The 20,518-nt window shown below is 68.7% G+C and carries 19 protein-coding genes and 1 tRNA gene; 10 read left to right on the top strand and 10 right to left on the bottom strand.

Annotation, left to right across the window (positions count from 1 at the left end):
* Positions 1-2 precede the first annotated feature (2 nt).
* Together NO876_RS02445 and NO876_RS02440 are read right to left on the bottom strand one after the other, a co-directional pair.
* Positions 3-191 (bottom strand): CbtB domain-containing protein, encoded by a 189-nt coding sequence (locus NO876_RS02445; RefSeq protein ID WP_256420070.1) that lies wholly within the window; start codon positions 189-191, stop codon positions 3-5.
* A 58-nt stretch (positions 192-249) separates the two neighbouring features.
* Complete coding sequence (locus NO876_RS02440; protein WP_256420069.1) at positions 250-2,514, bottom strand: VWA domain-containing protein; 2,265 nt, start codon at positions 2,512-2,514, stop codon at positions 250-252.
* Between the two features lie 34 nt (positions 2,515-2,548).
* On the opposite strand from NO876_RS02440, the gene NO876_RS02435 reads away from it, so the two are divergent.
* The 5 genes from NO876_RS02435 (at position 2,549) to NO876_RS02415 (ending at position 10,417) form a co-directional block, all read left to right on the top strand.
* A complete protein-coding gene (locus NO876_RS02435) occupies positions 2,549-6,571 on the top strand; it encodes a cobaltochelatase subunit CobN (RefSeq protein WP_256420068.1) in 4,023 nt (1,340 codons plus the stop codon).
* Complete coding sequence (locus NO876_RS02430; RefSeq protein WP_256420067.1) at positions 6,561-7,271, top strand: precorrin-8X methylmutase; 711 nt, start codon at positions 6,561-6,563, stop codon at positions 7,269-7,271. The genes NO876_RS02435 and NO876_RS02430 overlap by 11 nt, the downstream gene beginning before the upstream one ends.
* Positions 7,268-8,032: a cobalt-precorrin-7 (C(5))-methyltransferase gene (locus tag NO876_RS02425; RefSeq protein WP_256420066.1), complete on the top strand. Its 765-nt coding sequence runs from the start codon at positions 7,268-7,270 to the stop codon at positions 8,030-8,032. Before NO876_RS02430 ends, NO876_RS02425 begins: the two co-directional genes overlap by 4 nt.
* A 197-nt stretch (positions 8,033-8,229) precedes the next feature.
* Positions 8,230-9,018, top strand: a complete 789-nt coding sequence (locus NO876_RS02420) for a CbiX/SirB N-terminal domain-containing protein (RefSeq protein WP_256420065.1) — start codon at positions 8,230-8,232, stop codon at positions 9,016-9,018.
* Between the two features lie 88 nt (positions 9,019-9,106).
* Positions 9,107-10,417: a cobyrinic acid a,c-diamide synthase gene (locus tag NO876_RS02415; RefSeq protein ID WP_256420064.1), complete on the top strand. Its 1,311-nt coding sequence runs from the start codon at positions 9,107-9,109 to the stop codon at positions 10,415-10,417.
* 306 nt (positions 10,418-10,723) lie between these two features.
* Here NO876_RS02415 and NO876_RS02410 read toward each other — a convergent pair.
* Positions 10,724-10,796: transfer RNA gene (locus NO876_RS02410), tRNA-His, on the bottom strand.
* Between the two features lie 174 nt (positions 10,797-10,970).
* Here NO876_RS02410 and NO876_RS02405 point away from each other — a divergent pair.
* Positions 10,971-11,426, top strand: a complete 456-nt coding sequence (locus NO876_RS02405) for a DUF5814 domain-containing protein (protein ID WP_256420063.1) — start codon at positions 10,971-10,973, stop codon at positions 11,424-11,426.
* A gap of 33 nt (positions 11,427-11,459) precedes the next feature.
* Here the strand turns inward: NO876_RS02405 and NO876_RS02400 are convergent, their stop codons facing one another.
* From NO876_RS02400 to NO876_RS02390, 3 genes are all read right to left on the bottom strand, one after another.
* The gene (locus NO876_RS02400; protein ID WP_256420062.1) at positions 11,460-11,870 is read right to left on the bottom strand and encodes a DUF8146 domain-containing protein; all 411 of its coding nucleotides are present in this window, start codon (positions 11,868-11,870) and stop codon (positions 11,460-11,462) included.
* A 134-nt stretch (positions 11,871-12,004) separates the two neighbouring features.
* Positions 12,005-12,664 (bottom strand): RPA family protein, encoded by a 660-nt coding sequence (locus NO876_RS02395; protein WP_256420061.1) that lies wholly within the window; start codon positions 12,662-12,664, stop codon positions 12,005-12,007.
* Between the two features lies 1 nt (position 12,665).
* Positions 12,666-13,595, bottom strand: a complete 930-nt coding sequence (locus NO876_RS02390) for a replication factor A (protein ID WP_256420060.1) — start codon at positions 13,593-13,595, stop codon at positions 12,666-12,668.
* Positions 13,596-13,823: 228 nt separating this feature from the next.
* Here NO876_RS02390 and NO876_RS02385 point away from each other — a divergent pair, with 228 nt between their 5' ends.
* Both NO876_RS02385 and NO876_RS02380 read left to right on the top strand, forming a co-directional pair.
* The gene (locus NO876_RS02385; protein WP_256420059.1) at positions 13,824-14,126 is read left to right on the top strand and encodes a DUF7091 family protein; all 303 of its coding nucleotides are present in this window, start codon (positions 13,824-13,826) and stop codon (positions 14,124-14,126) included.
* 71 nt (positions 14,127-14,197) lie between these two features.
* Positions 14,198-15,337 (top strand): mannose-1-phosphate guanylyltransferase, encoded by a 1,140-nt coding sequence (locus NO876_RS02380; protein ID WP_256420246.1) that lies wholly within the window; start codon positions 14,198-14,200, stop codon positions 15,335-15,337.
* A 31-nt stretch (positions 15,338-15,368) separates the two neighbouring features.
* On the opposite strand, the gene NO876_RS02375 is transcribed toward NO876_RS02380, so the two are convergent.
* Both NO876_RS02375 and NO876_RS02370 read right to left on the bottom strand, forming a co-directional pair.
* The gene (locus NO876_RS02375) at positions 15,369-15,881 is read right to left on the bottom strand and encodes a Tfx family DNA-binding protein (protein WP_256420058.1); all 513 of its coding nucleotides are present in this window, start codon (positions 15,879-15,881) and stop codon (positions 15,369-15,371) included.
* An 81-nt stretch (positions 15,882-15,962) separates the two neighbouring features.
* Complete coding sequence (locus NO876_RS02370) at positions 15,963-16,463, bottom strand: TRAM domain-containing protein (protein ID WP_256420057.1); 501 nt, start codon at positions 16,461-16,463, stop codon at positions 15,963-15,965.
* Between the two features lie 199 nt (positions 16,464-16,662).
* Here NO876_RS02370 and NO876_RS02365 point away from each other — a divergent pair, with 199 nt between their 5' ends.
* A complete protein-coding gene (locus tag NO876_RS02365) occupies positions 16,663-17,352 on the top strand; it encodes a hypothetical protein (protein WP_256420056.1) in 690 nt (229 codons plus the stop codon).
* Between the two features lie 30 nt (positions 17,353-17,382).
* Here NO876_RS02365 and NO876_RS02360 read toward each other — a convergent pair whose 3' ends face one another.
* Entirely contained in the window at positions 17,383-18,378 is a 996-nt protein-coding gene (locus NO876_RS02360; protein WP_256420055.1) for a radical SAM protein, read from the bottom strand.
* A 140-nt stretch (positions 18,379-18,518) separates the two neighbouring features.
* Between NO876_RS02360 and NO876_RS02355 the strand changes: the two genes are divergently transcribed.
* On the top strand, positions 18,519-19,649 hold the full coding sequence (locus NO876_RS02355; RefSeq protein ID WP_256420054.1) for a DUF373 family protein: 1,131 nt from the start codon (positions 18,519-18,521) through the stop codon (positions 19,647-19,649).
* A gap of 9 nt (positions 19,650-19,658) precedes the next feature.
* Here the strand turns inward: NO876_RS02355 and NO876_RS02350 are convergent, their stop codons facing one another.
* Positions 19,659-20,501, bottom strand: coding sequence for a polyprenyl synthetase family protein (locus NO876_RS02350; protein WP_256420052.1), 843 nt, complete (start codon positions 20,499-20,501; stop codon positions 19,659-19,661).
* Positions 20,502-20,518 lie beyond the last annotated feature (17 nt).

The following is a 20,518-nucleotide window of genomic DNA, read 5'->3' as shown; positions in this document are numbered from 1 at the left end:
CGTCAGTGGCAGGTGATGCCCGCGGCGTGACGGAAGTTGTGCATCGAGTCGTGCAGCATCGGTTCCTGAACGAACAGGAGCGCGAACCCGAGGGCTGCGACGAGTGCGAACCCGACGGCGGCCTGCGTCGGCGTCAGTTCGATTCGGGCCCCTTCGATTCGGCCGTGGACGGTGTCGGTGGTTGCCGGCATTCTAAATCACACTTGGACAAAGACAAGTTAGATTGTAAATCTTGCGTGTGAGAGAAACTCAGCTTTCGCGCGCGGCACCGACGGCCGCGTCGATCCGCTCGGCGGAGAGCGCGGAAAGCGGAACGCGCGTCCCGTCTGTTTCGTCGGCGATTAGCCCGGACACCCCGGCTTTCCCGCCGCCGCCCGCGTCGACGACGATCACGTGCGCGCCGAGTTCGGCCAGTCGCCGAGCGGCCGCGCGGGTCTCACCGACCGGGCTCCCCTCGGCGACGTTCGCGCGGCCGTCTGTCACCACGACGACGACGGCGGCGGCCGGTTCGGCTCGGTCGAGGACGTCGCCCGCGGTCCGGAGCCCCGCGGGGAGCGGGGTCCGGTCGCCGGTCGGCAGCTCCTTGAGGTGTCGCGCCGCGAGCGTGACGCTGTTCGTGGGCGGGAGGAGGACGTCCGCCCCGTCGCCGGCGAACGCGACGAACCCGACCTCGTCGCGCTGCCGGTAGGCGTCCTTCAGCAGTTCGAGCACGGCTCCCTTCGCTGCGCGCATCGCCGGCCGCATCGACGCGCTGGCGTCCACGACGAAGAGCACCAGGGCGGCAGCGTCGCTCCGGCGGACCGACTGCCGGAGGTCCCGCGACTCGACGGACGACGCCCCGCGGGCGGCCGCCGCGCGGACCGAGGCGGCGGCGTCGACGTCCGCCGCTGAGTCGGTACGCTGAGTCCGTATCCGGACGCCCTCACTATCGACGTCCGGACCGGTCTGCGCCCGGGTACCACCGCTCGTCCTCGCCCCCTCGACGGCCTTCGGCGCGGTCAGGTCGGGAGCGCGCCCCGCTCCGATCTCGACGGGCGACTGCCCCGGAACGAGCGGACTGGCCTCCGTCGCATCGTCGGGGTCGTCCGCCGGGCCTTCACCGTCGGCGCCCGCGTCGGAACTGTCGGATTCCGTTTCCAGATCCCCGTTCGCCGCCGATGATCCTGTGCCATTGAGGTCGCTGCCGCCGCTTCGAGCCTCCGATGGCGGTCCCTCTCTCGCCTCATCGGGGTCGTTTCTCCCCTCCAACGATTCAGGGTCCGTCGATGACTCCGACGCGTCTCCGCCGTCTCGACCACCGGGGCCTTCGGTCTCTCCCGTCGAGTCGTCGCTCCCGTCTATCGGGTCGCCGGTCTCGCCCGCTGCTTCGCTTCCCGCTCCGTCTTCGGAGTGTTCTCCGTCCGCTTCACCCTCATCCTCGTGGCCCCCCTCACCCTCGCCGTCGAAGTGGTCGTCGACGAGCTCCTCTGGATCGGGCGCGTCCTCGAACGGGCGTGATCGGAGTCGATGCGGAAGCGCGAGCTCCGCCGCCTGCCGGACGTCGGGTTCGATCACCTTCGAACGTCCGTCGAGAGCGGCGAAGGTCATCGCGGCGCGCGCCGTGGCGATATCGGCGCGGTGTCCCTCCGTCCCCGAGTCCCGGCACAGCTCCGCGATCTCTCGCTTGAACTCCGTCGACAGTTCGACCCCCGGGAGCAGTTCGCGGGCTGTCCGAAGCTGTTCCCGTCGCGTCGCCGACCCGTCTTCCGCGTTCGAGGACCCCGCCGTCCTGTCTCCCCCGTCCGGCGGCTCCGACGTTGGAGCGTCGTGGCCCCCCGAGCCGATCGCTCGGTTCAGAACCCTGACTCGTTGATCGACGCCCTCGCAGGCCGTCACCGTCGCCTGGAGCGCGAAGCGGTCCCGCAACTGGGGACGGAGATCGCCCTCCTCGGGGTTCATCGTGCCGACGAGCGTGAAATCGGCCGGATGAGAGACGCTGACGCCGTCGCGCTCGACCCGGTTGACCCCGCTCGCCGCCGCGTCTAGCAGCACGTCGACGAGGTGGTCGTCGAGGAGGTTCACCTCGTCGACGTAGAGGATGCCGCGGTTCGCGCGGGCGAGAAGGCCGGGATCGAACTCGTACTCGCCGGCCAGGGCGTCCGACACCGAGAGCGTCCCGACGACCCGCTCGCGGGTCGCGCCCAGCGGGAGCGTCACGAGCGGGACCGGCCGCTCGGTGCTCGGCGGATCGGTCCGCTCGCGACACCGCTCGCACTGGCGTTCGGGCGCGTCGGGCGGACAGCCGTACGGACAGTCCGCGACGACCGCCTGTCGGGGAAGCAGGTCCGTCAGCGCCCGCACCGCCGTCGACTTCGCCGTCCCCTTCTCGCCCCGGATCAAGAGGCCGTCCAGTCCGTCGTTCGCCGCGACGGCGAGTAAAGCTCGCTTGAGCTCCTCCTGACCGACGATCCCGGAGAAAGAGAGCCCCGACTCCCTGTCGTGCGAAGCTTTTTTGCGTTCACTGTATTCAATCATACTTGAATTAGCGCAATAGAGGTTTAACAACGTTATGCCAACAATCGGCCTGTACACCGCGACCGAAAACGAACTCGGGGCCGTCCAGCGCGCCGCGACCCGGACGGACGTCGACCTGGTGGTCCGTTCGGAGAGCGACCTCGAAGACGGGACCGACGTCGACGCGTTCCTCGACGAGATCAAGGAGGCAACGGCGGCGGTCTTCTGGCTCCACGGCGCAGAGGAGAGTATGCCGGGGTACGACCACGCCGTCGAGCGGCTGCGCGACGCCGGCGTTCCGCTCGTCGTCAAATCGACCGGGGACGCTTACGCCCTCGACGACACGTCCGTCGCCGCGGACGACCGCGACCGCGTCTACGAGTACTTAGAGCGAGGCGGGACCGCCAACGTCGCGAACTGCCTCCGCTTTCTCGCCGACGAGTACGGAGACGTCGGTCGCGAGGACGGCGGAGTCGACTGCGAGTACGACGATCCCGTGGCGCTCCCGACCGAAGGCGTCTACCACCCCGACCACCCCGGCGCATCGTACGAAGAGCTAGTGTCGGAACTCGATCCGTCGACGCCGACCGTCGCGATCTGGTTCTACGAGTCTCACTGGACCCACGAGAACACGCGCTACGTCGACGCGCAGGTGCGGGCCGTCGAGGCCCAGGGCGCGGACGCCCTGCCGATCTTCTGTAACCCGGCGACCGACACCGACGAGCGGTGGGACGCCGAGCGGGTGACCGAGGAGTGGCTCCTCGACGGCGGGGAGCCCCTCGTCGACGCCGTCCTCTCTTCATTTATGTTCTCGCTGTCGATGGACGAGCGCGGGCGAGCGGCGGACGGCGAGGGAGAGCGCGCGGAGGACGTCTTCCTGGACAGACTGGGCGTGCCAGTGATCCAGACCGTCACGACGATGCGCTCTCGCCCCCGATACGAGTCGAGCGACACGGGCGTGATGGGCTTCGAGCTCGCCCTCTCGGTCGCGCTCCCGGAGTTCGACGGAAACGTCGTCACCCACCCGATCAGCGGGAAGGAGCGCACCGACGACGAGGCGGGCATCGGGAGCGCCCCGAAGCAGCACTTCCCGATCGACGACCGCGTCGACCACGCCGCGCGGCTCGCGGTCAACTGGGCGCGGCTGCGACACGTCCCGAACGCGGAGAAGGACGTCGCGGTCGTCCTGCACAACTACCCGCCGAGCGACGACGGCATCGGCACCGCCTTCGGGCTCGACAGCCCCGAGAGCACCGTCAATCTGCTCGACGAACTGGACGGGCGGGGATACGACCTGGGCGAGGCAGCCGAGGGATCGACGCCGCTCCCCGATACCGGTCAGGAACTCATCGAGGAACTGACCGCCCAGCTGACGCTCGACGACCGCTGGGTCGCCCCCGAGGACGTCCGCGACCTGAGCGTCGACGTCGTCGCTCCGGACCAGTACCGCGAGTGGTTCGAGGCGACTGACGAGCGCTTTCGGGAGAACGTCCTCGACGAGTGGGGCGAGGCCCCCGACCGACCGTTCGCGATCCCGGGCGTGGAGTTCGGGAACGTCCTCGTCACCGTCCAGCCGCCGCGCGGGTTCGGGGTGGACCCCTCGAAGGTCTACCACGACTCGGACCTCCAGCCGCCCCACGACTACGTGGCGTTCTACGGCTGGCTCCGGAACGCCTTCGAGGCCGACGCCGTCGTCCACCTCGGCACGCACGGCAGCCTGGAGTGGCTCCCCGGCAAGACGGTCGGACTGAACGGCGAGAGCGCTCCGGACCAACTCATCGACGACGTCCCGAACGTCTATCCGTACATCGTCAACAACCCCGGCGAGGGGACGCAGGCGAAGCGGCGCTCATACGCCGCGGTCGTCGACTACCTCACGCCGGTGATGCGTAACGCCGGGACCTACGACGAGCTGTCCGAGTTGGAGGAACTCGCCGACCGGTACCGCGAGGCCGGCATGGAGGACGCCCGTACCGACGACGGCGAGCACCTCGAAGCCCTCCTCCGCGAGACGGTCGACGACCTCGATCTCGCGGTGGAGTTGGGAATCGGTGGCGAGATCGACGAGAAGGCCGAACTCCGCGGACCGGAGCGCGAGGCGCGGAGCGCCTCGGATCGGCCGAGCGGTGAGCAGCGCGAACCGCGAGGCGAGGCGGGGACAACCCTTGCCGAGGGCGAAGTCGAGGGCGACGAGGTCGGCATCGACGAACTCGTCGAGCGCGTCCACGCGTACCTGACGGACGTGAAGACGACCCAGATCCGGATGGGGCTCCACACGATGGGCGAACCGCCCGAGGGCGAGCGGTTGACCGAGTACCTGGTCGCGCTTACGCGACTGGAGAATTCCGGCGGACCGAGCCTCCGAGAGAGCGTCGCCGGCGCGCTCGGCGTCGACTACGAGCGGATGCTCGACGACCCCGGCCACTACGACGAGGAACTCGGGATGACGCTCTCGGAGGCGGCCGACGAGGTGTACGAGACGAGCCTCGACCTCGTGCGGGCGCTGGCCGAGCACGACTTCGATCCGCCGGCGTCGGCGGTCGACGCCGGGCCGGACGACGAGGTGAACCTGAATCTGCTCGTCGTCGACAGCGAGGCATCGGAGATGTCTCGAGCAGCCGGCGAAGCCGGCGATATCGACCCGCTCGGGGACGCGCGGGTGCAGTCGGGGGCGCACGAGGACCTCCGGGCGGCGCTGAATTTCATCTGCGAGGCGGTGGCCCCGCGCGTGCGGGGCGCGTCCGAGGAGATCCCGCGAACCGCGGACGCACTGGCCGGCGAGTACGTGCCGCCGGGCGGCAGCGGCGCGCCCACACGGGGGGGAGTCGACCTGCTGCCGACCGCGCGGAACTTCTACACCCTCGATCCCAGGAAGGTGCCCGCGCGGAGCGCCTGGCGCGTCGGCCGGGAGGTCGCGGAGGGCACCGCCGACCGCCACGCCGACGAGCACGGCGAGTATCCCGAAGCGGTCGGCGTGGTCGCGTGGGGAACGCCCACCGTGCGGACCCGCGGCGAGACCATCGCGCAGGTGCTCGCGCTGATGGGCGTCGAACCCGAGTGGACCGACGCCGGGCGCGTCGACGGCGTCTCGCCGATTCCCCTCGACGAACTCGACCGGCCGCGCATCGACGTCACGACCCGCGTCTCGGGGCTGTTCCGCGACGCCTTCCCCCAGGCCGCGAGCGTCGTCCACGACGCCGTCGACGCGGTCGTCGACCTCGACGAGCCACACGAGATGAACTACGTGAAGAAGCACGTCGAGGAGGAGACCGAACGGCTCGATGAGGCCGGCGTCGACGATCCCGAGACGGCCGCCAGACACCGCGTGTTCACGACCCGCCCCGGCGGGTACGGCGCGGGCACGAACAAGGCCGTCGACGAGGGCAACTGGGAGGATCGATCCGATCTGGCCGACGTGTACGTCCAGTGGGGCGGATACGCTCTGGGGAGTCGCGGCCGCGTCTCCGAGGCGCACGACGCCTTCGAGCGCCGGCTGAGCGGCGTCGACGCCACGGTCAAGATCGAGGACACCGCCGAGCAGGACGAGTTCGACAGCTCCGATTGGTACGCGTTCCACGGCGGGTTCATCACCGCCGTCTCGGAGATATCGGGCGAGGAGCCGGCCTCCTACGTCGGTGACTCCAGCGATCCCGACAACGTCTCCGTCTACACGAACGAGGAGAAGGTCAGGAAAGCGATGCGCGCCCGCGTGCTCAACCCCGACTGGCTCGACAGTATGGAGGAACACGACTACAAGGGGGCCGGCGACCTCTCGACGACCGTCGACGTCGTCCTCGGCTGGGACGCGACCACCGGCGTCGTGAGCGACACCCTCTGGCGCGACGTCGCCGAGAGGTACGCCTTCGACGAGGACCGACAGGAGTGGCTGCGGGACGTGAACCCGTGGGCCTTAGAGAGCATCACCGACACCCTGCTCGAAGCCATCGGCCGAGGGCTGTGGGAGGCCGACGAGGCGACGGCCGATCGGCTCCGGAACCTCAACCTCCGCGTCGACGGCGACCTCGAAGCGCGTGCGGGAAGCGCGGACGCCCCGGAGGTGCCGAGCGATGACGACTGAGGGCGTAGAAACCGGGTCTGACGACGCCGAGGCGTACGCCGACCTCGGCGCGACCACCGAGAACGCGATGGACATCGCGGCGACGAGTATGGACCGCGTGCGCGAACTCGTCCCCGACGAGACGCTCGCCGACCGCATCCGACAGAAGAGCGTCCACGCGACCGGCGACCCCGAGTTCCAGCACCTCGTGCGGTTCACCGGCGAGACCGAGGACGCCCCGGTCGTCGCCGGCGCGCGGGCGGTCCTCGACGAGCGACCGATCGTCACCGACATCACGATGGTAAAGGAGGGGATCACCGGCCGCGGTCACGACTGTCCCGTGCGGAAGGCCATCGGGAACGGCGCGGAGTTGGCGAAGCGAACCGGGATGACGCGGACGGCCGCGTCCGTCCTCGAACTCGACAGCGAGGGCGTCTACGACGGCGCCGTCGCCGTCGTCGGCAACGCGCCGACCGCGGCGCTCGCGCTCGCGGACTGCATCGAAGACGGGACCCGCCCCGCCGTCGTGGTCGCCACGCCGGTCGGGTTCGTCAAGGCCGCCGAGAGCCGCGGGCGTCTCCGCGAGGTCGCCGCGGCCCACGGCGTCCCGGCGATCACGAACGTCGGCCGCCGGGGCGGGAGCGGGCTGGCCGCGGGCCTGACGAACGAACTCGTCCACGTCGCGAGCGACGTCCGGAACGGCGAGGTCGACCTCCCGTGAGCGACGACTACGAACTAGATGCAGGTACCGACCCGGCGACGTTCGCGGCCTCGGAGCCGGAACTAGACCTGGACAGGGAGAAAAATCCAGTGTACGCCGTCGGGATCGGTCCGGGGAACCTCGACTATCTCACGCCGAGAGCCGAGCGGGCGATCCGCGAGGCCGACGTCGTCGTCGGCTTCGAGACGGTCGTCGAGTTCGTCGAGGAAGTGACCGACGCCGATCTCCTCACCTGCGGATACCGCGACGAGGACGAGACGCTCGCAGCGTTCGCCGACCGCGTCGCCGACGGGGAACGGGGGACGGCGGTCCTGATGGGCGATCCGAACCACTCGGGCTACCAGTTCGTCGGGAAAGTCGAGGCCGCCGTCGCGGCCGACGTCCGGGTGGTTCCCGGGATCTCGTCGCTACAGGTGGCAGCCAGCAGGGCGCGGACGCCGATGGAGGATGTCTGCTTCGTGACGCTGCACAAGAGCGGGGACATCACGGCGGATCTGGCGCGGCTCCGGACCAACGTCGGTGATCGGCACCTCCTGGTGCTCCCGCGCCCCTACGACTGGATGCCGGCGGACGTTGCAGCCGCTCTGCTCGAATCCGGCGCGTCGGAGTCGCTCGACGCACTCGTCCTGGAACGATTGACCCATCCCGACGAATCGGTGACGCGGACGACGCTGGGAGCGCTCGGAGCGCGTACAGCCGAATCGACCGCCGACGAGTCGCCGTTCTCGGACCTCTCCGTGCTCGCGGTTCGGTCCGACTGAGTCGCGGATCCGACGTCCGCGTCGTCCCGCGGCGACAGAGCGGTGATTCCCGGTCTCTGGGTAGTTCTCCTCGCCTCCGAAAGACGGCCGGATTCGGCCCGTCTCGGAGCCACCACAACTTATTTTATAATTCGTCTCCACGCATAAGTCAACCCAAATTGGGATAGATAAATCAAACTTGATCTAATGGACGATCTATGACATCCGAAGCAATCCTCCTCATCGCCCGCCAGACGAGAAACGCCCGCGAAGTGCTCGAAGAACACGCCGACCGGCTCCGTCGCCGCGCCGTCGTCGACGCCGTGGAGGTGGCGACCTACGAGAGCGAACCGGTCCGCGAACTCCGCGGGCGGTTCGAGCGGATCGCCGCCGACGTCGTGTACGCGGTCCCGATATGTGCCGCACACACCCACGAGACGATCGACGCCGTTCCCGCCGCCCTTTCGTACGTCGCCGGAGACGTCCGCTACTGTGAACCGATCGGGCGGAGTCCCGCCGTCACCGAGGTGATCGAAGCGCGGAGCGCCGAGTTGCGCCCCGTCTCCGAGGACGTCTCCCTCGTTCTCGTCGGGTTCGGCAGCAGCTCGAAGCCGTACCACCGACAGACGGTCGACTACCACGCGGCTCGCCTCCGCGAGCAGTCGGAATACGGCGAGGTGTTGACGTGCTATCTCCTCCAGAACCCCGCCGTCGAGTGCGTTCGGTACAACGCGACCGGTGATCGGTCCGTCGCCGTGCCGCTCTTCTTCTCGCGGACGGAGGCGACGGAGGAGCGGATTCCGGCGGAACTGGAACTCGGCCGCGGCGGCGTGGAGTACGCGGATCCGCTCGGGACACACCCGCGGATCACGGACGCGATCCACGCGGAAGTGGCGAAGCAGCGCGCGCTCGGAGGCGACGATGCGTCGGGCGGGACCTCGTTCGAGGCGCGGCTCACCCGAACGAAACGGCCGGTCGCGACGGACGGCGAGGGGGCCCCACGGTGACTGCAGAGCGGGAACCGGCGTCGTCCGGGCGCGAGCGGTTCGCTTCGTTCTCCGAACGACTCGCAGAGTGGACGGCCGATCCGGAGCTATGAGAGGGTTCGTCGTCGGTGGGACCCGATCCGGCGTCGGCAAGACCGTCGCCACGCTCGCCGTCGTTCGGGCCCTCGAACGGGCGGGCCGGACGGTTCAGCCCGCGAAGGCCGGCCCCGACTTCATCGATCCCAGCCACCACGAGCGCGTGGCGGGACGGCCGTCGCGGACGCTCGACCGCTGGCTCCAGGGCGAGGCGGGGCTCCGACGGAACTACTTCCGCGGCGAGGGCGACGTCTGCGTCGTCGAGGGCGTGATGGGGCTGTACGACGGCGACGGATCCAGCACCGCGATGGTCGCCGAGGCGCTCGACCTCCCGGTCGTCCTCGTCGTCGACGCGAAGGCCGGAATGGAGAGCGTCGCCGCGACTGCGGTGGGGTTCCAGCGGTACGCCGAGCACGCCGCCCGCGACGTCGACGTCGCGGGGGTCATCGCCCAGCGCGCCCACGGCGGCCGTCACGAACGCGGCGTCCGCGACGCCCTGCCCGAGGGTCTGGAATACCTGGGTCGCGTCCCGCCGCGCGACGACCTCGAAATACCCGACCGACACCTGGGACTGCATCTGGGGACGGAAGCGCCGCTCGAACCCGGGGTGCTCGACGAAGTGGCCGAGCGTATCCGTGCCGACCGACTCCTCGACCTCGCTCGGCGACCGCCACGACCGGACCCCCGAGCGGACGCCGATCCGGGTTCTTCGAAGACCGACAAGCGCGTCGCGGTCGCCCGCGACGAGGCGTTCCGGTTCTGTTACCCGGCGACGATCGAACGCCTCCGCGAGCGCGCCGAGGTGATCCCGTTCGCGCCGACGGCGGGGGACGACCTGCCCGACTGCGACGGCGTCTACCTCCCCGGCGGGTACCCGGAACTACACACCGAGGCGCTGGCGGACAGTCCCGCGATACGCCAGATCGGAACCGCGGCAGCCGACGGCCTCCCGGTTCTCGGGGAGTGCGGCGGGCTGATGGCGCTTTCGGAGTCACTGACGACCGCCGACGGGGACACGCACCAAATGGCCGGCGTTCTCCCGGCGGACGTGCGGATGCACGACCGGTATCAGGCGCTGGATCACGTCGAACTCCGGGCCCGCCGCGGGGCGCTCACCGCCGATTCGGGGAGTCGCCTCCGCGGCCACGAGTTCCACTACTCCAGTACCGACGCGGCGGCGGACGCCCGGTTCGCGTTCGACGTCGAGCGCGGCGACGGCATCGACGACGGTCGGGACGGTCTCACCGAGTACGTAACGCTCGGGACCTACTGCCACGTCCATCCCGACAGCGGCGCTTTCGACGCGTTCGTCGATTCGTTGTGAGCGGTCGCTCACCGGTAGCGCTCTGGAGAGGGTCCGGTGCGAGAATCGAACCTCACTCGCAACTTCGCTGCGCTCAGTTGCTCGCTGATTCAATTCTCTTCGCGCGGACTTTCGTCTGCTCACGTCGTTCGCAGACAGAAAGGTCCGGGTGCGAGAATCGAACTGGAATCAGACGTGCTCGCTCGCTTCGCTCGCTGCGCGCGACTGATAGAGTTCGATTCTCTGTGCGGACTGCAACTCGCGTACGTGTTCGCTCGCGTCGCTCCTGACGGAGCGAACGCTCCCGAGAGTAGCGCGTCGAAGAAGGTCCGGGTGCGAGAATCGAACCCGCGTCTCAGCCTCCACAAGGCTGAAGGATAGTCCACTACCCTAACCCGGACACGCACCTTCAGCTATCCCCGTCGAAGTCAAATACGTTACGACTCTGCAGCGGGGTGCGCCGACGTCACACGGAGCACTCCCGATCCGAACGGACGCCGCGATCGGCTCTCGCGGCACGAAACACCGCAGACCGGGACGCTTTTCGCTCACAGTATCGTACACTCGGGCAACCGTGGCTATCACGGACAAGATCTACCTCAAGAACCACCGCCAGATCGTCTCCCAGCTGGACGTCAATATCCCGAAAGGGGCGTTCAAAGGAGCGACGATGGACGTGCTCTACTCCGGCGAGGGACTCACGAAGGTCGACGACGCGACGCGAGACCGGCTCCTCGACTTCGCGGAGGACTTCCTCGACCCGGAGAACCCCGACGACCTCTACACGGGCTATCCCGAGCGGCAGTTCGTCCGCTACCTCCTGGAACTGCGCGCGCAGGGGCTCGGTCCCGACGCCATCGTCGACGTGATGGGCGACGAGTACATGTTGTATGCCTATCCGGGCGACATCCTCTCGTTTCTGGACAACGCGGTGCGAACGCTGGAGGCGGCGGAGACGCTCGCCGAGGTCGAGGGGAATCAGAAAATGGAGCAGAAGATGCACCGCGCTCGGAAGGCGCTCTCGGGATAGCGCTTCGCCGCGTGGAGTGACCGGACCGGCTGGCTACCCGAGTCGGAACGACGGTTCGTCGGCCTCGCTGGCGTCGAGGTCCTCCAGCTGGATGACCTCCTCGCTCTCGGCTTCGAGTTGCTCGCGGAGGTAGTTCACGTACTGTTTGTGCTCCTCCAGTTGCTCGCGGAGGTGCTCGGCCTCCAGTTCGAGACGCTCGTGCTCGCGGACGAAGCTCTTCGGGACTTTCACCTTCGGCGGGAAGCTCTCGTCCTCGCCGTTGCGGAGCTGTTCGAGTTCGTGCTCGGGGACGACCTGGACCTGGCCGTCGTGGGCAACGAGCGTGTCGACGTAGTCGCGGAAGACGGCCGACAGCGAGATGTCACGCTCTTCGGCGATCTCCCGCAGCGTCTCGAACGCGTCCTCGTTGACGCGGAACGAGATGGTCTTGTTTTTGTTGCCCATTGGCTCGTCTCGACGTTCGTCGGCCGACCCACTTAAGCGTTCGTCAGACGGTCCCACGGAGCGCGGCGGTCAGTGTCCCGTATTTCGGGCACGGATTTTCGCGGTCGCTGACCCCCCCGACGTGGCCGACGACCCTACGGTTCGGGTTGGAGGTCCGCATCCGCCGCACTGTCGCCGGATCCGCTCGCCTTCCCGCCGTCGAATCCGAGCTCGTCGCCGTCGCCCTCTTCGAGACTCTCCAGCGCTGAAACCGCCGATTCGGTGTATCGGTCGATCGGGAGGTCGTACTCCTCGCGGGCCATCCGCGCGTACTCGTTGCCCTCGTCGTCGAAGGCGTCGATCCGGTCGAGCGTCCGCTCGGCGGTCTCGACGACCCACCGGTCTCGGGTCGCGGCGTCGACGACCTGGATCGACTCCGGTCTGACGGAGACGTTGACGTTCCCGTCGTCGGTCTCGTACGTCCGGGGCTTGCCGACGACCGCGACGTACGCGGGCGGTTCCAGGTCCCGGAGCGTGCTCGCGGCCTCGGGCTGGTACTGCCCCGCGTAGACGAAGAACGTCCCCGTCGGGTCGACGATGCGACCGCGCCAGTACTCGTTGTCCTCGCCGACGTCGTCCTTTTCAGTTAACGTCCCGACGAAGAACACTCGGTTGGCCTTCGCGCCCGTCGGCAGCAGCAGGTAGACCGGGGCGCGGTCGTCGTCGGACTCTTTGAACGTGAAGGCGGCGTCGTTGAACTCGTCTGCGAACACGCGCCGGGCGACCTCTCGGGACGGAATCTCGTTTGCGCTCATCTCAGATCGACCTCGCTTTGATCAGCACCGCTTCGGGATCCGCCGGTTCGGTGAGCCGTTCGACGTCGTCGGCCAGGACGTAGCGTCCCAGTTCGGGGCCGGAGACGCGGTAGTAGGTGCCGAGGAGGTCCTCGCGCATCTCCTCGACGACGACGGTCGTGTCGAGAGCGTCCTTCGCCATCTGCTGGGCCTCCTCGAGCGTGACGCCGGTGAGCTCTTCGGTGACGTCGCGGCCGAATATCACCTCGTAGACCTCCTCGCCGTCGTCGAGGACGCCCTTGATCCGCAGGTCGAACTCGCCCTCGACGTCGCCGTGCTCCGAGCAGCGGCCGTTCTGGAGGACGCGCGTACAGCCCTCCTCGGGACAGCGCTTGATGAGGCCGCTTCCGGACTGGATGTCGACGAGCGCGCCCTCGACGGTGACCGAGTCGTCGCCGACTTCGATGTCCTCGTCGAGTTCCTCGATCGACGTCGTCTTGTTCAGTTTCACCGAGAAGTTACCCTGGTACTCGTCGGTGACGACGTTCCCGAGCCGGTAGACTGCGCCCGCTTCGAGTTTCGGGAGGTCAGAGGTCTCGAAGGCGACGAACTTCGTGCGGCCCGACTCGTCGCCGAGGAGCCCCACCTGTGCGATCGAGTCGCTCCGGGGCTCCCACAGTTCGACGACTTTCGCCGTTACGTCGATCCACTGTTCGTCCTGGTCGATGTCGGCCAGGAGAACCTCGTCGTTGCCGCCGCGGCCGATCTCGTCGCGTTCGAGACCAGCCTCTTCGAGGTAGCTGTTGACGACCGACCGGCGCGCCTCGTCGACGGGCACGCGGTACTCCTCGACGAGGTTCTCCAGTCGCTCCGCGACCTCGTCTTCGTCGACGTCTAGGTGGTCCGAGAACTGTTCGGCTATCTCCGCTGCGTGTGTTCGCAGGTCTGACATAGTTTCACTCGCCTCCGCCTTGTTTTCCGTTGGGAGGCACAGGGCGTTTGGTGCGCGATAGCTAATAAAGTATCGTAAGCGGAGTGAAAGTGGATACCCGTGGGCAGAGGGGCGGCGTGAAAGGCGAGCGCGGTCGGTTACCGAACGGGGAGGTGGCCGGTGCGAACGGCCAGCACTGTTCGGACGCACCAGCAGTCCTTATCACATTCGCAGCCACATATTCGGCCGATGGACGACCGTCTCGAACGTCTCGTCAGACAGAAGTTCCGCGAGGCGGGGCGACAGTACGCCCGCGCTCGCGACGCCTACCGCGAGGGCCGCGAATCGAGCACCGGTCGCGGACGCGATGCCGTTCCGGAGTCGCTCCCCCGCGACGACGACGGACGCCTCCGAATCGTCTGCCGCCGCCACGCTGAACGACGGGCCGTCGCCGTCGACGACGAAGGGCACCCGGCCTGTTTCGAGCCGGGACACCCCGACTGCGAGGGCTGCGTCGAGGACGTCGGAGACGGCATCGTGGAGACGTGGTGATGCCCGGAACCGATCCCGACGACTCGACTTACGAGACCGACGTTGACGGGCACGACCACGCCTCGACGCCGATGGCTGACGTCCCGCTCCCAATCGTCGCCGTCGTGCTCGCGGGCGGAACCGGGACCCGGCTCTACCCCGCGAGCCGGTCGCATCGGCCGAAGCAGTTCCTCCCGTTGACCGGCGCGGGCGACGAATCGCTGCTCGAACGGACCGTCTCCCGCGCCCGGGAGGCGGCCGACGAGGTCGTCGTCGTCACCCGCGGTTCGTACGCGGAAGGCGTCAGAGACCGCGTTCCGGACGCCGAGGTGCTCGTCGAACCCGCCGGTCGCGACACCGGACCGGCGCTCCTGTATGCGACCCACAGAATCGCCCGCGAATACGACGACTGCGTCGTCCTCGCGCTTCCGAGCGACCACCTCGTCGGCGACGGTTTCGCGGCCGCCGTCCGCCGCGGCGCTGCCGTCGCCGCGTCCGAGGACCGCCTCGTCACGTTCGGCGTCGAACCGACCCGGCCGGAGACGGGCTACGGGTACATCGAACCGGCGGGATCCGCGCCCGACGATCCGGCGGGATCCGCGCCCGACGGCCCGGCGGAATCCGCGCTCAACGGCCCGACGCAACCCGCGCTCGATGCCGACTGGAAACCGGTCGAGTCGTTCCACGAGAAGCCGGACGCCGAGACCGCGGCACGGTACGTCGAGGCCGGGCACTACTGGAACGCCGGCCTGTTCGCGTGGCGGCCGGACGTCTTCGTCGACGCCGCGGCGTCGTCGCCGCTGGCTCCGCTGCTCGACGCGCTCGACGAATCCGACGAGTCCGGGGGTGCCTCGGGCTCGGCGGATCCGAGAGCGACCGCGGCGTTCGAATCGATCGATCCTGTGAGCGTCGACAACGCGGTCTTCGAGCGGGCCGCCGACGTCGCCGTCGTGCCCGTCTCGTTCCCGTGGGACGACGTCGGCTCCTGGGACGCGCTCGAACGCGTCCTCGACGCCGACGAAGACGGAAACGTGACCGCCGGCGACGTCGCGCTCCGGACGCTCGATGCCGCCGACAACGTCGTGGCCGCCGACGATCGGCACGTCTCGCTGATCGGGGTTTCGGATCTCGCGGTCGTCGCGTGGGACGACCGCGTGCTCGTCGTTCCGAAGGAACGCGCCCAAGAAGTCAAGTCGCTCGTTCGATCGCTGGAGGATCGAGGGGAGTTCTGAGAACCGAGTCAGTTCGGAACGGCGCGCCCGCTCACTCCGCTGAGCGCCGGACCTGTACGCGTCCGCCGGTCGTCACGCCGACGAGCAGCGATTCGCGAACCTCGCGGCCCTGGATCGCGTCGCCGGCGGCGTCGGAGACGATCTTCATCAGTTCGGGGGCCGTCCGGTTCACCTTCACGCCCGACTCGTCACAGGCGTCGTACACTTTCTTCGGGACGTCGTAGAGGTCGGTCCCGACGTCGACAGAGACTTGGACCGGCGCGGTGAGCGCCTCGGCGAAGGCGACGGTCTCGCGGGCCTTCTCGACGTTCCGCCGGGCGCTCGACTCGACGCTCGAAACGTTCGCCCGGGAGGTCCCGAGCATCGACGCGATCCGCGACTGTCGGACGCCCCGCTCGCGGAGCACGAGTACTTCCGCCTGCCGGCGGGTCAGGACGCTCTGGTCGGCGTCGAACCCCACTTCCGAGAGGGCCTCGTCGACGTCGAACTCCTCGGCATCCTCCGACTCCGTGGTCTCGCCGCCGGCGTCCTCGACGTTGTCCATACCGGTCCGTTGGGAGTCCGCTGCAAAAAAGCTACAGAAGAACGACTGTCCGTTCGGTCTCGCCCCGGCGACTGCGGGGGCTCAGCCGCCCCAGAAGTTGTCTCGGCTGCCGAGCGCGGTCGGACGCCCGGGGCCGGACGTCTCCTCGCTCTCCGATCCCGAGTCATCGCTCGCGTCGGAACTCTCGTCCTCGTCGCCGTCGACGGACTCGCTCTCGCCCTCGCCGTCCGTCTCCTCCTCGCCGTCGAGCGGCAGCCGTTCGACGACCGTCTTCGCGGTGGCGTGGTTGGACTTCACGCGGTCGATGCGGACGACCGCGCGCGCTTCCGGGAGGAGTCCGTCGACGAGGACGATGAAGCCGTCGTCGGTCCGACCGACGCCGGCACCGCTCTCGTGGATGTCGTCGACGTCGACGACGACCTCCTCGCCGGGTTTGACTGGCTGGGCCTTCAGGTCGCGGATCGGCTGATCGTAGTTGTTACACCACTCCGCGCCGCCGCGGTCGCCGTAGTACTGACATCCCATCCCGTCTATTCGCTCCGAATACCGGGGACAGTCGTCGGCCAGCGGACAGTCAGACATAGCGTGAACTACTCCACCGCGTGTCTAAACGCTTGCGGGTCTGCCATAGGGTTGCTACGCGGAGGTATGCTACGGGTCTGCCACGGCGTTGGTTCGTGGTGGCCTGACGCGACGGAACGGGCGCGTGCCCGTCCCTCGCGCCTACCGCGAAACCGACGCCGACCGCAACGCTTTCTGCCGTCTCGTCCCGACGGACGGTATGAGCCGCCGCGTCCCCGAGTTCGCCGTCGTCACGGGCGTCTTCCTCGGCCTCTCGGTCGTGGTGACCGGCGTCACGCTCGGCTGGGGGCTCTACGCGACCGTCGTGATCGGCGCGCTCGTCTCCTACCCGTTCGTCGGCTTCGGCATCGTCCGAGACGACGACCCCGCGGCGACGATCCGCCCGCGCTGGCTCCTGGCCGCCGGCGTCGTCGTCGCCCTCGGCGGCGCGTTCGGCGTCCTCCTCGACGACCCGACGCCCGGCGGCGTGCTCCGCGGCGTCCTCGTCGGCCTGGTTCTCGGCGCGCCGCCCGCGAGTTACGCGACCCGACACGGCGCGGACGTCAACCCGTTCTCGCCCCGAGCGACGGTGCTCGCCGGTGCCGCCGTCGGCCTCGCGCTCGTCGTGTTCGGACTGGTCGTCGAACAACCGCTCGTCGGCGTCGCCGCGGGCGGCACCGCGGCGCTCGGCAGCGCCCTCTACGGCACCGCTCGCGGCGTCGACTTCGATCCGCGGACGAAACGACTCGGGGCGGCCGTCGGCGGCCTGCTCGGCCTCGGAATCGTCGGGGTCGGCGTCGTCAGCGGCGGCCCGCTCGGCGAGTGGCTCCTCGTCGGCACGGGGATCGCGCTCGTTCCGAGCCTCTACGCGGCGCTGACGCTCGACAGAGTCGGGAGCACCGGACGATAGGACAGAGGTGAGCAGGCTCGGGTCGCGGTCTCAAGCCAGCGGCGTCCGCTCGACGACAGTTCTATCGGCGGTCGGGTACTGCTCGACGATCTCGCCCTCGGGGACGTCGCCCTCCTCGATCATCTCTTCGAGGAGCCACCACGCGACCTCGACGTGCTCGGACTTGACCGAATAGAACTCCTCGGAGACGCCGAGGGCGTCGAGTTTCTCGGACCCGACCCACGTCTTGCCGTAGACGAGCGTGCCGTCGTCGGTCACCTCGTCGAACGGGCGCTGAATCGTCCGCGCCATCCGCTTCAGTCTGTTCCGGTGCTGGGCGGCGTCTTTGAACACCGAGGTACAGAAGTACACGCGCTCGTGGTCGCCCATCGCGTCGAGGATCTCCTCCTTCGAGCCGTCGACGGCGGACATGTGGCCCTCCTGGAGTTCGTAGCCCTGCTCCTGCATCCGACGGTAGTTGCCGTCGCTCATCTCGAACTCGTTTATGTTACAGAACTCGGCCGCGCCCTCGTCGAGGAACTCGAGGAACTCCTCTTCGGCGCGGATTCCGGGGATCTCGAACGCCGGGGTGAGCCCCTCCTCGCGAGCGATGTGGAGGATGTCCTCCCACTCGGTGCCGTGGAGGTCGCCCCACAGTTCGTACGGCGGGTGGAAGCGGATCTCGTCGAGGCCGGCCTCCGAGAGCCGTCGCATGTTCTCCCGGCCGCCGGTGATCCCGGTGTAGAGGTGCGTGTGGTGGTCCTCGCCGAACTCGTCTTTCAGCAGCGAGAGGTAGTGGCAGGTCCGATCGAGAGCCTCCTGGGGCTCGCCGCCCGTGATCGAGGTGCCGAGGGCGTTCATCCGGTGGGCCTCCTCGAGGACGTCGTCGTCGGACTCGACGAGGCGCTCGTTGGCGTAGACGTCGGTGACGTTCTTGCGGTTCTCGCCGAGCGGGCAGTAGAAGCAGTCTCGCTGGTCGCAGTAACCGTAGACGAAGAGGACCATCTTCCCTCCTTTCGCGCACTGCTCACAGCCCTTCGAGATCATTTCGTTGTAAGCGATACCGGCCGGAGACTCAAAAGTCGTGCTACTTGGGACGGCGCGCGTCGAACCGCCGATGGGCGGGTTCGCCTCCACCTCCGACGCTCCCGAAAACAGATATACTCCGACGGCGTACGTCCCCGCAGATGCTTCTGGTCCTCTGCGTCGACCTCGACGACGACCTCGGCCGCAAGACGGGACTGGAGACGCCCGTCGTCGGCCGCGACGCCGTCGAGTCGGCCGCGGTCTCGCTGGCGACCGCGGACCCGGAGGACTCCGACGTCAACGTGTTGTTCCAGGGGATTCACGAGTACGACGAACTCGACGCCGACCCCGACGTCGAAGAGGAGGTGACCGTCGCGGCCGTCACCGGCACCCAGGGCGGTGACGTGAAGGCCAACCGCGCGATCGGCGAGGAAATCGATCGGGTGCTCGCGGGGCTCTCGACCGGCGAGAACGTCAGCGCCATCGTCATCACCGACGGCGCACAGGACGAGTCGGTCCTGCCGATCGTCCGCTCGCGCGTCCCCATCGACAGCGTCCGGCGGGTGGTCGTCCGGCAGGCGCAGGACCTCGAATCGATCTACTACACGATGAAGCAGGTCCTCGCAGATCCGGAGACCCGCGGGACGATCCTGGTCCCGCTCGGCATTCTCCTCCTCATCTACCCGTTCGTCACCATCGCGAGCTTCTTCGACGTGCCCGGGGCGGTGGTGCTCGGCATCATCTCGGCGCTTCTCGGCCTCTACACGCTCTTTCGCGGGCTCGGGCTCGAAGACGCCGTCGACGACACCGCGAGTCGGATCCGCGACGTCCTCTACGAGGGCCGGGTCACGCTCATCACCTACGTCGCCGCCGCCGCGCTCATCGTCGTCGGCGGCTTCCGCGGATACGCGCTCTTCGAGACCGCGCGCGCGAGCGTCAGCGACCCGACCCCGCCGCTCATCGCCCTCGCGGCGCTGGTCCACGGGGCCGTCCAGTGGTTCGCGGCGGCCGGCGTCACCTCCAGTCTCGGACAGGTGACCGACGAGTACCTCGCGGACCGCTTCAAGTGGCGCTACCTCAACGCGCCCTTCTACGTCGTCGCCATCGCCGTCGTCCTCTACGTCGTCTCGGGCTTCTTCCTCCCCGACGGGATCGCCGGCGTCCAGTCGTTCTCGATGACGCAACTGGCGATCGGGCTCACGGCCGGGACGCTGCTCGGCGTGTTCAGCACGCTCGCGTTCGCGATCGCGGAGTCGCGGTTCCCGACGGCCGCGGAGGCGACGCAGGGATAGTAAAACCGACTACCGCTCGCGGACGACGACGAACTCCGCGAGGTCCTGGAGGTAGCCCAGCGGCTCGCTGTCGTCGACGTTCGAGGCCGCAAGCGCGTCGAGCGCCTGTTCCGACTGGTCGTGCGCCCGCTGGTTCGCCTCCTCCGCGGAGAGCCCGGTGACCTGCACCAGCGACGGGCGACCCATCTCCGCGTCCTGGCCGGTCGGCTTCCCGAGGTCGTCGGCGTCGGCCGTCGCGTCGAGGACGTCGTCGCGGATCTGGAAGGCGACGCCGACCCGCTCGGCGTACTCGCCGAACGCCTCGATCGTGAACGGGTCCGCGTCGGCGGCGACCGCGCCGAGTTCGGCCGCGGCGCGGAACAGCGCCCCGGTCTTCCGTCGGGCGAGACCCATGTACTCGCCCTCGTCCGTGGGGCGGGCGACGAGCTCGGTGGCTTCGCCCTCCCCGAGTTCGACCATCGATTCGGCGACGATCTGGGTCGCGTGATCGTTCCGCGACAGCAGCGCGAACGCCTCGCCCAGCAGGCCGTCGGAGGCGATGATCGCGGGCCCGTACCCGTACTCGGCCCACGCGCTCGTCGTCCCGCGGCGGACGTCCGAGCGGTCGATGATGTCGTCGATGACGAGCGAGGCGTTGTGGACGAGTTCGATCGCGACGGCGAAGTCGACCGCGTCGTCGGGGTCGCCGCCGCACGCTTCGCAGGCGAGGATCGTGACCGCCGGGCGGACCCGTTTGCCGCCGGCCAGGGCGACGTGTGCGACCTCGTCGGATAGCTCCGGAGGGTCGACCGCCTCGATGACCGCCTCGAGGCGCTCTTCGACCATCGAAACGCGACGCTCCAGATACTCCATTACCCCTCGCTGAGGAT

It is taken from the genome of Halobellus rarus (assembly GCF_024494595.1).
Lineage (GTDB): Archaea > Halobacteriota > Halobacteria > Halobacteriales > Haloferacaceae > Haloquadratum > Haloquadratum rarum.
This window is presented reverse-complemented; position numbering and strand designations above follow the sequence as displayed.

What these genes read in the sequence shown, in the direction of transcription:
- NO876_RS02445 (WP_256420070.1), bottom strand. Translation starts at nt 191, where the DNA reads ATGCCGGCAACCACCGACACCGTCCACGGCCGAATCGAAGGGGCCCGA.
- NO876_RS02440 (WP_256420069.1), bottom strand. Translation starts at nt 2,514, where the DNA reads ATGATTGAATACAGTGAACGCAAAAAAGCTTCGCACGACAGGGAGTCG.
- NO876_RS02435 (WP_256420068.1), top strand. Translation starts at nt 2,549, where the DNA reads ATGCCAACAATCGGCCTGTACACCGCGACCGAAAACGAACTCGGGGCC.
- NO876_RS02430 (WP_256420067.1), top strand. Translation starts at nt 6,561, where the DNA reads ATGACGACTGAGGGCGTAGAAACCGGGTCTGACGACGCCGAGGCGTAC.
- NO876_RS02420 (WP_256420065.1), top strand. Translation starts at nt 8,230, where the DNA reads ATGACATCCGAAGCAATCCTCCTCATCGCCCGCCAGACGAGAAACGCC.
- NO876_RS02415 (WP_256420064.1), top strand. Translation starts at nt 9,107, where the DNA reads ATGAGAGGGTTCGTCGTCGGTGGGACCCGATCCGGCGTCGGCAAGACC.
- NO876_RS02400 (WP_256420062.1), bottom strand. Translation starts at nt 11,870, where the DNA reads ATGGGCAACAAAAACAAGACCATCTCGTTCCGCGTCAACGAGGACGCG.
- NO876_RS02395 (WP_256420061.1), bottom strand. Translation starts at nt 12,664, where the DNA reads ATGAGCGCAAACGAGATTCCGTCCCGAGAGGTCGCCCGGCGCGTGTTC.
- NO876_RS02390 (WP_256420060.1), bottom strand. Translation starts at nt 13,595, where the DNA reads ATGTCAGACCTGCGAACACACGCAGCGGAGATAGCCGAACAGTTCTCG.
- NO876_RS02385 (WP_256420059.1), top strand. Translation starts at nt 13,824, where the DNA reads ATGGACGACCGTCTCGAACGTCTCGTCAGACAGAAGTTCCGCGAGGCG.
- NO876_RS02380 (WP_256420246.1), top strand. Translation starts at nt 14,198, where the DNA reads ATGGCTGACGTCCCGCTCCCAATCGTCGCCGTCGTGCTCGCGGGCGGA.
- NO876_RS02375 (WP_256420058.1), bottom strand. Translation starts at nt 15,881, where the DNA reads ATGGACAACGTCGAGGACGCCGGCGGCGAGACCACGGAGTCGGAGGAT.
- NO876_RS02370 (WP_256420057.1), bottom strand. Translation starts at nt 16,463, where the DNA reads ATGTCTGACTGTCCGCTGGCCGACGACTGTCCCCGGTATTCGGAGCGA.
- NO876_RS02365 (WP_256420056.1), top strand. Translation starts at nt 16,663, where the DNA reads ATGAGCCGCCGCGTCCCCGAGTTCGCCGTCGTCACGGGCGTCTTCCTC.
- NO876_RS02360 (WP_256420055.1), bottom strand. Translation starts at nt 18,378, where the DNA reads ATGATCTCGAAGGGCTGTGAGCAGTGCGCGAAAGGAGGGAAGATGGTC.
- NO876_RS02355 (WP_256420054.1), top strand. Translation starts at nt 18,519, where the DNA reads ATGCTTCTGGTCCTCTGCGTCGACCTCGACGACGACCTCGGCCGCAAG.
- NO876_RS02350 (WP_256420052.1), bottom strand. Translation starts at nt 20,501, where the DNA reads ATGGAGTATCTGGAGCGTCGCGTTTCGATGGTCGAAGAGCGCCTCGAG.